The sequence below is a fragment of the Moraxella sp. genome (assembly GCF_030525845.1).
Lineage (GTDB): Bacteria > Pseudomonadota > Gammaproteobacteria > Pseudomonadales > Moraxellaceae > Moraxella.
Genome location: NZ_JAUNDY010000032.1, coordinates 1 through 14,127 on the forward strand (window position 1 = coordinate 1; position 14,127 = coordinate 14,127).

At 45.1% G+C, this 14,127-nt stretch carries 10 protein-coding genes and 1 pseudogene; 7 read left to right on the forward strand and 4 right to left on the reverse strand.

What is annotated here, in order from left to right; genetic code table 11:
- Both carB and Q4B79_RS09060 read left to right on the forward strand, forming a co-directional pair.
- A partial coding sequence (carB, locus tag Q4B79_RS09055) for a carbamoyl-phosphate synthase large subunit (RefSeq protein ID WP_303086097.1) occupies positions 1-3,162 on the forward strand: 3,162 nt, incomplete at its 5' end.
- A gap of 354 nt (positions 3,163-3,516) precedes the next feature.
- Positions 3,517-4,803, forward strand: a complete 1,287-nt coding sequence (locus tag Q4B79_RS09060) for an O-acetylhomoserine aminocarboxypropyltransferase/cysteine synthase family protein (protein ID WP_303086098.1) — start codon at positions 3,517-3,519, stop codon at positions 4,801-4,803.
- Between the two features lie 53 nt (positions 4,804-4,856).
- On the opposite strand, the gene Q4B79_RS09065 is transcribed toward Q4B79_RS09060, so the two are convergent.
- Positions 4,857-5,639, reverse strand: a complete 783-nt coding sequence (locus tag Q4B79_RS09065) for a M48 family metallopeptidase (RefSeq protein WP_303086099.1) — start codon at positions 5,637-5,639, stop codon at positions 4,857-4,859.
- 220 nt (positions 5,640-5,859) lie between these two features.
- Here Q4B79_RS09065 and Q4B79_RS09070 point away from each other — a divergent pair, with 220 nt between their 5' ends.
- The 3 genes from Q4B79_RS09070 to Q4B79_RS09080 are packed head-to-tail and all read left to right on the forward strand — an operon-like array spanning position 5,860 to position 8,754.
- Positions 5,860-6,051: a hypothetical protein gene (locus tag Q4B79_RS09070; protein WP_303086100.1), complete on the forward strand. Its 192-nt coding sequence runs from the start codon at positions 5,860-5,862 to the stop codon at positions 6,049-6,051.
- A gap of 9 nt (positions 6,052-6,060) precedes the next feature.
- Complete coding sequence (locus Q4B79_RS09075) at positions 6,061-6,441, forward strand: RidA family protein (protein ID WP_303086101.1); 381 nt, start codon at positions 6,061-6,063, stop codon at positions 6,439-6,441.
- A gap of 54 nt (positions 6,442-6,495) precedes the next feature.
- Positions 6,496-8,754 carry a primosomal protein N' gene (locus tag Q4B79_RS09080; RefSeq protein WP_303086102.1) on the forward strand — a complete coding sequence of 753 codons (2,259 nt, stop codon included), beginning with the start codon at positions 6,496-6,498 and terminating at the stop codon, positions 8,752-8,754.
- Between the two features lie 32 nt (positions 8,755-8,786).
- Here the strand turns inward: Q4B79_RS09080 and Q4B79_RS09085 are convergent, their stop codons facing one another.
- A complete protein-coding gene (locus tag Q4B79_RS09085; protein ID WP_303086103.1) occupies positions 8,787-9,818 on the reverse strand; it encodes an ABC transporter substrate-binding protein in 1,032 nt (343 codons plus the stop codon).
- Positions 9,819-10,030: 212 nt separating this feature from the next.
- Here Q4B79_RS09085 and ftsY point away from each other — a divergent pair, with 212 nt between their 5' ends.
- A complete protein-coding gene (gene ftsY, locus Q4B79_RS09090) occupies positions 10,031-10,969 on the forward strand; it encodes a signal recognition particle-docking protein FtsY (protein WP_303086104.1) in 939 nt (312 codons plus the stop codon).
- A gap of 53 nt (positions 10,970-11,022) precedes the next feature.
- Complete coding sequence (locus tag Q4B79_RS09095; protein WP_303086106.1) at positions 11,023-11,568, forward strand: methylated-DNA--[protein]-cysteine S-methyltransferase; 546 nt, start codon at positions 11,023-11,025, stop codon at positions 11,566-11,568.
- A gap of 115 nt (positions 11,569-11,683) precedes the next feature.
- Here the strand turns inward: Q4B79_RS09095 and ahcY are convergent, their stop codons facing one another.
- Together ahcY and Q4B79_RS09105 are read right to left on the reverse strand one after the other, a co-directional pair.
- The gene (ahcY, locus tag Q4B79_RS09100) at positions 11,684-13,048 is read right to left on the reverse strand and encodes an adenosylhomocysteinase (RefSeq protein WP_303086105.1); all 1,365 of its coding nucleotides are present in this window, start codon (positions 13,046-13,048) and stop codon (positions 11,684-11,686) included.
- A gap of 480 nt (positions 13,049-13,528) precedes the next feature.
- Positions 13,529-14,127 (reverse strand): annotated as a pseudogene (locus Q4B79_RS09105) (glycine dehydrogenase (aminomethyl-transferring)); the annotation flags it as partial.

The following is a 14,127-nucleotide window of genomic DNA, read 5'->3' on the forward strand; positions in this document are numbered from 1 at the left end:
TGTGAATTTGACTATTCTGGAGCCCAAGCGTGCAAAGCCTTGCGTGAAGAAGGCTACCGTGTGATTTTGGTCAATTCCAACCCAGCCACCATTATGACCGACCCGTCAATGGCAGATGCCACTTATATTGAGCCGATTACTTGGCAAACCGTTGCCAAAATCATTGAAAAAGAACGCCCAGATGCGGTGTTGCCAACAATGGGCGGACAAACGGCGTTAAACTGTGCCTTAGCCTTAGATGAGCATGGTGTTTTGGCAAAATATGGCGTGGAGCTGATTGGGGCGACCAAAGAAGCCATTGAAAAAGCCGAAGACCGCAAACTTTTTGATGAAGCAATGCGTAAAATTGGGCTAGAATGTCCACGAGCTAGCGTTGCCGAAACAATGGAGCAAGCCCTTGAAATTCAAGCCAAATTTGGTTTTCCTGTAATTATCCGTCCTTCCTTTACAATGGGTGGCAGTGGTGGTGGTATTGCCTACAATAAAGAAGAATTTTTACAAATTTGTGAGCGAGGATTTGATTTATCGCCAACACACCAGCTTTTAATTGATGAATCGTTAATCGGCTGGAAAGAATACGAAATGGAAGTCGTGCGAGACAAAAACGACAACTGTATCATCGTCTGTTCCATTGAAAACTTTGACCCAATGGGCGTGCATACAGGCGACTCAATCACCGTTGCCCCTGCTCAAACCTTGACCGACAAAGAATATCAGCTCATGCGAAATGCGTCCATTGCGGTTTTGCGTGAAATTGGTGTGGAAACAGGCGGTTCCAATGTGCAGTTTGGCATCAACCCCAAAGATGGGCGAATGGTCGTCATTGAAATGAACCCTCGTGTCAGCCGTTCATCAGCACTAGCCAGTAAAGCAACAGGTTTTCCGATTGCCAAAGTGGCGGCAAAATTGGCGGTGGGTTACACTTTGGACGAGCTTAAAAATGACATTACAGGCGGTATCACGCCAGCGTCTTTTGAGCCATCTATTGACTATGTCGTGACCAAAATTCCTAGATTTAACTTTGAAAAATTCCCACAAGCCGAGCCTGTTTTGACCACGCAAATGAAATCGGTTGGCGAAGTAATGGCAATCGGTCGCAATTTCCAAGAATCTATACAAAAAGCCTTGCGTGGACTCGAAACAGGGGCAACAGGCTTTAATGAAGTGATGAATTTGGAAGGCAAATCCGCCAACGCCATTGTTTCTGAAATCAAAAACCGCCTAAGCATTCCTACGCCTGAACGCATTTGGTATTTGGCAGAGGCGTTCCGTCACGGATTTAGCCTTGATGAAGTGTTTGAATTAACCAAGATTGACCGTTGGTTCTTGGTGCAAATTGAAGACATTGTCAAAACCGAAAATGAGGTCAAATCACTGGGCGTGGGCGATTTAACCAGCGAGCTTGTGTACAGCCTAAAACGCAAAGGCTTATCGGATTTACGCATTGCCAATTTAATGGGCATTAGCCAAAAACAATTCCGCAAAAAACGCTGGGAGCTTGGCGTGTATCCCGTCTATAAGCGAGTGGACACTTGTGCGGCTGAATTTGCGTCCAACACCGCCTATATGTATTCTACTTATGATGAAGAATGCGAGGCAAACCCAAGCGAAAAAGACAAAATTATGGTCATCGGTGGCGGTCCAAACCGTATCGGACAAGGCATTGAGTTTGATTATTGCTGTGTACACGCCGCCCTTGCCATGCGTGATGACGGCTATGAAACCATTATGGTAAACTGTAACCCAGAGACGGTTTCTACCGATTATGACACGTCAGACCGCTTGTATTTTGAGCCTGTAACCTTAGAAGATGTGCTTGAAATCGTGCGTGTGGAAAAGCCAAAAGGCGTGATTGTGCAATATGGCGGTCAAACGCCTTTGAAACTTGCCAGAAGCCTAGAAGAAGCAGGCGTGCCGATTATTGGCACAAGTCCAGATGCGATTGACCGTGCCGAAGACCGTGAACGATTCCAGCAGATGATTATTAAACTTTCCTTAAAACAGCCAAATAACAGCATTGTCAAATCCGCCGATGAAGGCATTCGTGAAGCAAGCAAAGTCGGCTATCCGCTCGTGGTGCGTCCGTCTTATGTGCTTGGTGGTCGGGCAATGGAAATTGTCTATAATGAAGAAGAGCTTAAAAAATACCTACGTGATGCGGTGCAAGCGTCTAACGATTCGCCTGTACTACTTGACCGATTCCTTGATGATGCCATTGAAGTGGATGTGGACTGCGTGTCGGACGGCAAAGATGTGGTCATTGGCGGCATTATGCAGCACATTGAGCAGGCGGGTGTCCATTCTGGCGATTCGGCGTGTTCCATTCCACCTTATTCATTGGGTGCTGACATTCAAGATGAAATGAGACGACAGACGATTGCAATGGCAAAAGAGCTTGGTGTGGTGGGGCTTATGAATGTCCAATTTGCTGTGAAGGGTAATGACATTTATATCCTAGAAGTCAATCCAAGAGCGTCTCGCACCGTGCCGTTTGTCTCAAAATGTATCGGTCAATCACTTGCCAAAATCGCCGCTCGCTGTATGGCAGGGCAAACATTGGCAGAGCAAGGCTTTACCAGTGAAATCGTGCCAAAACACTTCTCAGTCAAAGAAGCAGTATTCCCCTTTGCTAAGTTTCAAGGTGTAGACCCCATTCTTGGCCCTGAAATGAAGTCCACAGGCGAAGTCATGGGTATTGGCAAAACTTTTGGGGAAGCGTACTACAAAGCCACGCTTGGTTCTGGCGACCGTTTGACAGGCTTACCGCAGGCAGGCGAGACCAAAACCGTCTTTATCTCGGTGCGTGATAGCGATAAAGCAGGGGTTGTGGATGTTGCTAGACGTTTGGCAAGCTACGGCTTTAATCTGGTGGCGACAGGTGGTACGCATGATGTCATCACACAGGCGGGCATTGCGTGTGAGCGAGTGAACAAGGTCAGCGAAGGTCGTCCACACATCGTGGATATGATGAAGAATGGGCAAGTCCACCTTGCGATTAACACCACCGAAGGTAAGCAGGCGTTGGAAGATTCTTTCCCGATCCGCCGTGAGACTCTACAAAGCAAAATCATGATTGCCACCACGCTCAACGCAGGTCGTGCGGTGTGCGATGCTTATGAAACAGCGTTGCCATTTGATGTGTATCGTTTGCAGGATTTGTGATTGCTAATTTGATTGTTTAAAACAATTAACCGTCATTGAAATGGCGGTTAATTGTTTTATAAATGGAGAATAAAGATGGGTAAAGAACAAGTTAATTTCCCAAAGGCTAAAATAAAAAATTAAGAAAATAAGCTAATCTTTCTGATTGAGTTTTATTGTAGTTTGGTTTGACAATTCGAGTATTAAAAAATTGCATTCTCGGCAAGTGGCAGATATTATTAAGCAAGTTTTTGATAATTATAACAATCATCACCAAAACCTAATCACGCTAAGAGAAGTTAAAAAAGACTTTTTGGATTGGGATTGATGTGATATGATAACAAAACCAACAATCACAACACGAAGGAGTGTAACATGACCCAAAACTATCGTCCAGAAACCTTAGCCATTCACGCAGGTTATGAGATTGACCCCACCACAAAGGCGGTTGCTGTGCCGATTTATCAGACCAGTTCTTATGCTTTTGACAACACTCAGCATGGAGCGGATTTGTTTGATTTAAAAGTAGCAGGCAACATCTACACTCGTATCATGAACCCCACCAATGCCGTATTGGAAGCTCGCATGAGTGCCTTAGAAGGTGGCGTGGCGGGGCTGTGCGTGGCGTCTGGAATGTCGGCGATTACTTATGCCATACAGACGTTGTGTGAAGCGGGGGATAACATTGTCTCTGTCTCTACTTTGTATGGCGGTACTTACAACCTATTTGCTCATGCCTTGCCAAGACAGGGTATTGAAGTGCGGTTTTTTGATTATAACAACCCTGAGAGTCTGCTGGATTTGATTGATGACAAAACCAAACTCGTCTTTGGCGAAAGCATCGGCAATCCTTTGGGTAATATCCTAGACATCGCTAAAATCAGCGAATTGGCTCATTCTCGTGGCGTGCCTGTCGTGATTGATAACACGGTTGCCACACCGATTTTGTGCAAGCCTTTTGAGTATGGGGCGGATATTGTCATTCATTCTTTGACCAAGTATATTAGCGGTTCTGGCACTTCGGTGGGTGGGATTATCATTGATGGCGGTAAATTTGATTGGGCAAAAAATAAAGAGCGTTTCCCCTTACTCAACACCCCTGATGTTAGCTATCATGGGGTAAACTTTGCCGAAGACATGGGTAATCTGGCGTTTATCGCACGAGCCAGAGTTGCTCCACTTCGTAATACAGGGGCATGCCTGTCGCCCATGAACGCATGGCAAATCATGCTAGGGCTTGAAACACTTGCTCTGCGTATGGAGCGTCATTGTGAAAATGCGTTGGCAGTGGCAAAATTTTTGCAAAACCACGAACAAGTCGCTTGGGTCAAATACGCAGGGCTGGACACCCACCCAGAGCATGAGCTTGCCAAACGCTACTATGATGGCAAGCCGTCTGCATTGCTAAGTTTTGGGGTCAAAGGCGGTAAGGAAGCAGGGGCAAAATTTATTGATGCCTTAGAACTTATCACACGCCTTGTCAATATCGGCGATGCCAAATCGCTCGCTTGCCACCCCGCCACCACCACGCACAGACAGCTAAGCCCTGATGAGCTTGCCAAAGCGGGCGTGAGTGAAGACATGATTCGTCTGTCTATCGGTATTGAGCATATTGATGATATTAAGGCGGATTTAAATCAGGCGTTGGATAAAGCAAAATGACTTTGCCGACATCAAAAAGCCCTTAGTAATAAGGGCTTTGTTTATGGTTTGGTTTAGCGTGCTTTGGTATTTTCATAAATCGCTTGATTTTGGGGAAGTAGCTTTTCCATTGCCTTAATGCGATTGTCGTTACTGGGGTGAGTGGATAAAATACTACCTGCAACGCTACCTCCGCCTTTTTTGGCATTCATTTTTTTCCAAACATTGATGGCATCAGCTGGGTTGTAGCCTGCCATTGCCATTAATTTCATGCCCAAAGCATCTGCCTCATATTCGTGATGGCGAGAATAGGGCTTGTCTAAACCATATTCATGTAGAACGCTAGCCCCAAGATTGACCATGTCTGCGTTGTAGCCTGTGCTTGCTTGCACCGCTGCCGCTCCCAGCTGTACCGCCATGCCTGAGAGTACGGTCGCTCCGACTTGTTTTTTGCTATGTTCCAAGATGGCGTGTCCCATCTCATGACCCACGATGGCGGCAATCTCACTCTCTGTCAACCCATAATTTTCGGCAAGACCAGTATAAAATGCCATTTTACCACCAGGCATTGCCCATGCGTTTTCGGTATTTTCACGAATGACAGTCATTTGCCAGTCAAATTTTACCCCTGTGGTGTTGAGTGCGTCTGCATGGGGTCTTAGGCGGTTAAAGGCGCGCTGGACGGTTTTGGCGGTGGTGGAGGTGGTGTCAATTTTGGATTTTTGGAGGATTTGTTGATATTTTGAGCCTGCCTGAGCGTTAAGGGTCTTAGAATCCATGCCCACCATGTCCGCCACAGAAGTACAACCTGATAGTGTGATGACACCAGCAAGCAGGGCAGTGCTAAATTTTTTCATAAAATACACCTTAAAAATAAAAATTCCAAACCACGCCATCATAGCACTTTTAACCCTCAAACACAACGCAAACACCCATGCCATTAACAATAAAAAACACTTGAATATTTGGGGTAATTTGTTTAATATACCAAAGAAATAATCATGCTTAAATATTGCCAAACCGTATTGTTTGGTAACAGTAAGTTCATCATCTTTTCCTTTTGCTTGGAGGTGTATTGTGTGCTGTAAGATTGATTTAAATTCAAAGGCAGATGTTGCTCATTTTTTGGGTAAGACCAAGCCAAATATCCTACCGCCGACCGCCGACAACATAGCGTGTGGTGTGGTGTATGCTGATGAGCCTGCCATGAGTTTGTGGGATAACATCAAAGCATACCTAAGCCAACATAAATCCCCACAAAAAGACTAGGAAATTTTTATGCCAAAACAAATCATTCATACCGATGACGCTCCAAAGGCGGTCGGCACTTATTCACAAGCGGTCAAAGTAGGCAATACTGTCTATGTCTCAGGGCAAATTGGACTTGACCCTGCTACCATGACTCTGCGTGAGGGCTTTGCTGCTCAGGCCGAGCAGGTGTTTGATAATATCGAAGCCATCGCTAAAGCAGCAGGAGGCAGTCTTGATGATGTGGTAAAATTTAATGTCTCTTTGGATGATTTGGGCGATTTTAATGAGTTAAACACCATTTTTGAGCGTCGCTTAAATTCACCGTACCCTGCACGTGCCGCCTTAGAGGTGTCAGCCCTGCCCAAAGGTGCTTTGGTGGAGATTGAGGCGATTTTGTACATTGAATAAATTTTAATCACAACAAATAAGGGTGTGTATACGCCCTTTTTTATTTAAATAAATATGTTATTACAAGTTGCTCTGCCTGTTCCGCTGTATCGTGTGTTTGATTATCGCTATCCATTTTTGGGGGAGCTGCCAGCGGTGGGCGTGCGTGTCAAAGTACCATTTGCCTCTAAACAACTGATTGGCATTGTTGTGGGTCATATTGATGAGCATGCCAGCGAAGTCGCCCCCAACAAGCTAAAAGCGATCGTAGAGGTTTTAGATGACGAGCCTGTGTTTGATGCGTATTTGTTAAAATTAGCCAACTGGCTGTGTGCTTATTATCATTATCCGCTTGGCGATACGATGGCGGTGATGTTACCCACACTCGTCAAGGCAGGGGAGAGCATTTGTCATGAAAGATACGTCTATCACATCAGTCCGCACGCAGACGATGATTTTATCAAACAAAACATCAGCAAAACCGCCAAAAAACAGCTTGCAGACTTAGACATCATTCGGCTTTACCCAGACAGTAGCGAAGAGGGGTTGGTTGCGTTGGGTGTTACACGTAAAAATGTAGCGGTTTTTTTTGAAAAAGGACTGATTGTTAGGCGGGTGGATACCAATTTACCAAAAGAGACGCTGATTAAGCAATCTCCTCTTGCTCTCAATGACGAACAACGGCACGCCCTAAACGCCATCAATGACGCCATTGATGCTCGGCGTTATCAGGGCATACTGCTTCACGGTGTTACAGGCTCTGGTAAAACCGAAGTGTATTTACAGGCGATGGCAAAGGTTTTGGGCGAGGGCAGGCAAGTGTTGATACTGGTGCCTGAGATTGGGCTGACACCACAGACTCGTGAGAGGTTTTTGGCACGTTTTGATGTGGAGATGGTGGAGCTTCATTCCTCCTTGAACGACAAAGAAAGGTTGGCTGGCTGGCAGGCGTGTCGGCAGGGGTGGGCGAAGATTATCATTGCGACACGTTCGGCACTTTTTTATCCTTTTGCTGATTTAGGGCTTATTATCATTGATGAGGCACATGATGTCAGTTTTAAACAACAAGACCATTTAAGATACCATGCTTGTGATGTGGCTTTGTATGTGGGGGTGTTAAAGCAAATTCCTGTGGTGCTAGGGACGGCAACTCCGAGCCTAGAACAGCTAAAACTGACCCTTGACGGTAAGCTGACAGAGTGCTTGCTGACCAAACGAGCAGGCGAGGCTCTGCCACCGACATTTCGCCTTGTGGATATGAGGCTTGGGGCGGTGCAACACATGGACATGGCAGGCGAGTATAAAAACACCGAACTGTCGCACGAGACAGTAGAGGCGATACGCCAAACCTTGGCACGTGGCGAGCAGGTGCTGGTGTTTTTAAATCGGAGAGGTTACTCACCCATCATGCTTTGTGGTGCGTGTGGCTGGCAAGCGGACTGCGTGCGGTGTAGCAGCCATTTAACCGTGCATAAAAGCACCCTAAATCATGCTCATCATGCTTACCTAAAATGCCATCATTGCGGTTATCAAATTGCCATGCCGATGTATTGTCCGACATGTCGCAGCACCAATTTAGTAGTGCTCGGTCAGGGTACAGGACAGCTTTTTGAGCGTTTGCATGGTCTGTTTGCCAACCCACAAACCTCCACAAAAACTTATCCTGTGGTACAAATTGACCGCGATACCGTAACCAAAAAAGGAGCGTGGAATAGGCTTTATCAGCAAATATCAAAAGGAGAGCCTATGATATTGGTGGGGACACAAATGCTGGCAAAGGGACATCATTTTGCTGGTGTTACGCTGGTGGTGGTCGCTGACGCTGATGCTGGGTTTTTATCGCCAAATTTTCGTTCGCCTGAACATACCGCCCAAACCATCATGCAGGTGGCGGGTAGGGCAGGTAGAGGCGAAAAAAGAGGTCAGGTGCTGATACAGACCTTTAATCCACAAAATCCCTTATTGCTTAATTTGATAAAATATGGCTATGGTAGATTTGCAAAGAGTCTGCTCAATGAACGTCAGTTAATGGGGCTACCCCCTTATACTTATGCGGTGTTAATTCAGGCGGAGGCTTATAAATTAGATGTTGCCAAAAATGCCATCATTGCCCTAAAAAATCATTTGCCTACCAGCCACCCCTTTGCGGTGCTTGCTCCCATTGATGCCCCAATGGTAAAACAAAATAACCGATTTCGTGTGCAAATGCTGATTTTATCCAAAGAGCGGTCAGCCTTGCACCACATGCTGTCATGGTGGTGGGGTCAGGTGCTTGGCTTACCAAATGTGCAGGGCGTTAAGATGGTGCTTGATATTGACCCTGTGGGTTGGTAGGGCAATTGGGTAATTTGCCCCACCAATTTATGTTATTCTTTGGGTGGGGTGGTGTCTACGTTGATGGCTTCTTTTAATAGCTCATCGCTGATACTAACGCCTTGATTGGCGGCGTTTTGCGGGCTGATGTAGAGTGTGAGGGTGTTCATGACGGTAGGCTCGATGTCGCTAGGTTTTGTGCCATCTAGTACTTGACCGACAAGGTTGGCGGTGGTTACGCCAAAGTCAAAGTCGTTGACCCCAAGTCCTGCACTTGCCCCACGTCTGACGCTAAACTCATCAGAGGTAATGATGGGGATTTTTAGTTCATTTGCTACGCCAACCATCGCTTCCATCGCAGAGGCTACCCCATTATCTAGTGAGGTATAAATCAAATCAGCTCGTCCAGATAGGGCACGAGTGGCATTAGCGACATCACTTGAACGATTGGCTGGGACATCGACAAGTGTCATGCCACGCTTGGGTAGCTCTATTGCCAGTTGTTCTTTGATGACAACTGAGTTAGCTTCGCCTGGACTGTACACAAAGCCAATGCGTTTAGCGTCAGGCTTGATTTTAGTAAATAAATCAATCTGTGGTTCTAGCGGTAACTGGCTAGATAGTCCTGTGATGTTATCTTGTAGGGCTTTGTTGTTTTCATCGATGAGCTTGGCGGCAACAGGGTCAGAGACAGCGGTATAGACCAAAGGAATGCTCTGTGTGGCAGCAGCAAGGCTTTGGGCGGTGGGGGTGGTAATTGCTACGATGACATCAGGGTTGTCAGAGGCGAACTGTTTGGAAATTTGTCCCATGGTTGCCATATTGCCTTGTGCTGATTGGAAATTGACCGTAAGATTTTGTCCTTCTTTATAGCCTTGCTCGCCCAAACCATAAATAATGCCCTTTCTGATGTCATCTAGTGATGGGTGTTCAACGATGGCACTAATGGCGATGGTTTTTGGGGATTTTTGTGTTTGGGTGGGTGCGTCGCTGTCGGCTTTTGTGGGTTGGTCAACTTTGTCGTTACCACAACCGACAAGCAAGGCGGTGGCAAGAGCAATGGCAGATAATGCATGAGTTTTCATAAAAATCCTTGTGGCTATTTCTATATTTGATGTTGTTGGTGCCATCATAATGCCGTGTTAAATTTAGGTTTGTCATCATGATTGACAGCCATGTCAATAATGTAACACATTTGATATAAAAAATCAGTATTTTATCCCATTTTTTGATGAATTGTTATTTTTTTCTAAAAATGGTATGATTGTTCTAATGAAGTTAATAAAAGCGAGAAATTATGAGCGACAATCAAAGCGGATTTTTCGCCCGCATGAAAGCAGGGCTTGCCAAATCCAGTAAAAACCTCTCTGAGGGCTTGATGAATGTGCTGGTCGGCGGCAAAGAGATTGATGATGAGCTTTTAGAAGAAGTTGAAGATCAGCTTTTGGTGGCAGATATTGGCGTGGAAGCGACCAAGCGTATCATTACCAGCCTAACCGAGCAGACCGAACGTGGCGATTTGATTTATTCGCATTCGCTTTATAAGGCTCTTAAAAAAGAGTTGGTGGAGATTTTGGAACCCAAAGTTTCCCCCCTTGTCATTGATACCACCAAAAAACCCTTTGTGATACTGATGGTGGGCGTAAACGGCGTGGGTAAAACTACCACGATTGGTAAACTTGCCAAACGCCTCCAAGCCGAAGGTAAATCTGTCATGTTGGCAGCAGGCGATACTTTCCGTGCGGCAGCCACCGAACAGCTCCAAGTTTGGGGCGAGCGAAATGGCATTCCTGTTGTGGCACAGGGTCAGGGGTCGGACAGTGCGTCGGTGATTTTTGATGCCATGCAGTCTGCTAAGGCAAAGGGCATTGACGTACTCATCGCTGACACCGCAGGGCGACTACAAAACAAAACTTACCTGATGAACGAGCTTGAAAAAGTCGTGCGAGTCATGAAAAAAGCGGACGAAACCGCCCCACATGAGTGTATGATTGTACTGGACGCTGGTACAGGTCAAAACGCCATCAGTCAGGTTAATATCTTTGGCGAGGCAACCCCACTGACAGGCATTACCATCACTAAGCTTGACGGCACGGCAAAAGGGGGTGTGGTGTTTAACGTGGCTCAGACGACTGACATTCCCATTCGCTATATTGGCGTGGGCGAGGGTATTGATGATTTGCAAGCCTTTGACCCCAAAGAGTTTGTGGATGCACTCATTAGCGAGGATAAATAAGTAAAAGGGCGAATTATTTCGCCTTTTGCTTTTTTGATATGAGCGATGAAATAATGATGATAAGCACCTATTATTATCCGCCTGATGAATTAAATTTACCCATGATAAGCCTAACCATTAAAAATGGCAAATTATTGGCACTTGATTGGTATGATGATAAAACCGCCAAATTATTTGACCAATTAGATGAGCGAGCGAGATTTATTTTACCAAAGGATTTGAGGGATATTGATGGCAATCAAAAAACCGCTTTACAAACCATAAAGCAATTGGATGAATATTTTATGGGTTGTCGTCAAGATTTTAATATTCCCCTAGATTTATCGTACGGCACGGATTTTCAAATAAAAGTTTGGCAAAATTTATTAACCATACCTTATGGTAAAACCATCAGCTACAAGGAATTGGCGACCAATATCGGTAAACCAAATGCTTTTCGTGCTTGTGCTAATGCCAATGGCAAAAATCTGATTTCGCTCATTGTTCCTTGTCATCGTGTGATTGCCAGCGATGGTGGTTTGGGTGGTTATACAGGAGGGGTTGAGATTAAGCGGACATTGCTTGATTTGGAAAAATGTTATTTGGGTAGATGGACGTGATAAAATTATCAATCATATTGTGGGGTTAAAATAAATTAATGTCAATTTTTTTAAACTTTAAAATCATCATCAATGGATTTGATATTAACCAAACCCATTGATTGTTAATGGTTGATTAGTATTTATACTCATCAGACTTAAACGGTCCTTCCACCGCCACGCCCAGATAGTCGGCTTGCTCTTGGGTTAGCTTGGTCATCACACCACCAAAGCCTGCCACCATTGCGGCGGCGACTTCTTCGTCCAGTTTTTTAGGCAAAACTTTAACATATAAGTTTTGTGCTTTTTTATCGGCTGGCAAATCAGCAAATTTTTCGGCAAATAGGTGCATTTGAGCCAGTACTTGGTTGGCAAATGAGCCGTCCATAATACGAGATGGGTGACCTGTGGCGTTACCTAAGTTTACAAGGCGACCTTCTGACAATAAAATCAAATAATCGGACTCGTCATTTGAACGGTACACTTGATGAACTTGGGGTTTGACTTCTACCCATTTCCAGTTATCACGCATAAATTGGGTGTCAATTTCGGTGTCAAAATGCCCAATGTTGCATACCACAGCGGTGGATTTTAGGGCTTTTAACATCTCGCTATTACAAACGTGGTAGTTGCCTGTGGTGGTAACGACCAAATCAGTGTCTTGGAGCAAAGTGCGATTAACCCCTTGATTTTGTTCTCCATTCACAAAAGGCGACACCACTTCATAGCCGTCCATACAGGCTTGCATGGCACAGATTGGGTCAATCTCACTCACACGGACAATCATACCTTCTTGGCGTAGGCTTTGAGCCGACCCCTTACCCACATCGCCATAGCCGATGACTAACGCACGGCGACCAGAAAGAAGCATATCCGTACCACGCTTAATCGCATCGTTTAGAGAATGGCGACAGCCGTATTTGTTGTCATTTTTGGATTTGGTAACCGCATCATTGACATTGATGGCAGGGACTTTGAGCGTGCCATTGCCCAGCATTTCAATCAGGCGGTGAACACCTGTTGTGGTCTCTTCGCTAATACCGTGAATTTTATCAAGCATTTGTGGGTATTTGTTGTGGATTAGGGCGGTCAAATCGCCACCATCGTCCAAAATCATATTGGCGTCCCAAAGCTGGCCATCTTTGTGAATTTGCTGTTCAAGGCACCATTCGTATTCTTCTTCGGTTTCGCCTTTCCAAGCAAAGACAGGAATGCCAGCAGCAGCAATGGCGGCGGCGGCGTGGTCTTGGGTGCTAAAAATGTTGCAAGAAGTCCAGCGAACCTCTGCCCCAAGCGCCACCAAAGTCTCAATCAAAACGGCCGTTTGAATGGTCATATGGATACAGCCGACAATCTTAGCACCTGCCAAAGGCTGAGCGTCTTTATAGCGTTTACGCAGTCCCATTAGGGCAGGCATTTCGGTTTCGGCAAGGCGGATTTCTTTACGCCCAAACTCAGCAAGGCTGATATCGGCGACTTTGTAGTCGGTAAAAGTAGACATCTGTCTATTCCTTATAAAGAAGTTGAAAAAGATAAACAGATGTCGTTGTTTTATAATTACTTTTTATTACTTTTAAAAAATAATTAAACCAAGCCTGACCTTTAATGTATCTATTAAAAGTTGCAACATCTCTTGGTGTGTTTATTATAACAAATGTTATCTGTATTTTAAATTTTATATTTGACTAGGACGTGTTGAACTTTTGTATTTGCCATTAAAAATGAGAAAAATCGTAAGTTTTTCAAGGAAAAAGTGAAGTTTGATAGTTATTCTATCAAACGAGCTTTTGACGATGAAAAACAAGATTTAGCCATTTTTAATGCAAAAACGATCAATTTATTTCTATAATATTACCAAATTGTAAAAAGTGTTATAAAGGTTCAACACGCCCTAATATTTAGATTCTGGCGTGCTAATAAAACACCACCCAATTTTCATTGAGTGGTATTTTTTATCTTAAACTACAAACAACCCAAAAGATTATTCATAATTATCAATACTAGGGCAAGAACAAATCAAATTCTTATCGCCATAGACATCATCCACTCGTCCTACCGAAGGCCAGAATTTATGGGCTTTGACATAAGGCAGGGGGAATGCCCCAACTTCACGGCTATACGGTCTGTCCCACTCGCCCACGATGACATCTTGGGTGTGCGGAGCGTTTACCAGTGGGTTGTTATCGGCTGTCCAACCGTCCGCCCCTGCTTTGACCTTTAACGCCTCTTGTTTGATTTGTTTTAAGGCAGAGATAAAGCGGTCAAGCTCATCAATGCTCTCAGACTCGGTCGGCTCAATCATCAGCGTGCCCGCTACAGGGAAACTCATTGTCGGTGCGTGAAAACCATAATCCATCAGACGCTTGGCAATGTCGGTCTCTGTGATGCCTGTTTCTTCTTTTAGGGGGCGAATGTCAATGATACACTCGTGTGCCACTCGTCCGTTTTTGCCTGTATAAAGCACAGGATAGTCGTCTGACAGCGATTTGGCGACATAGTTGGCGTTCAGTAGAGCTTGTTTGGTCGCAGAAAGCAAACCATCACGCCCCATCATCGTGATGTACATCCACGAGATTGGCA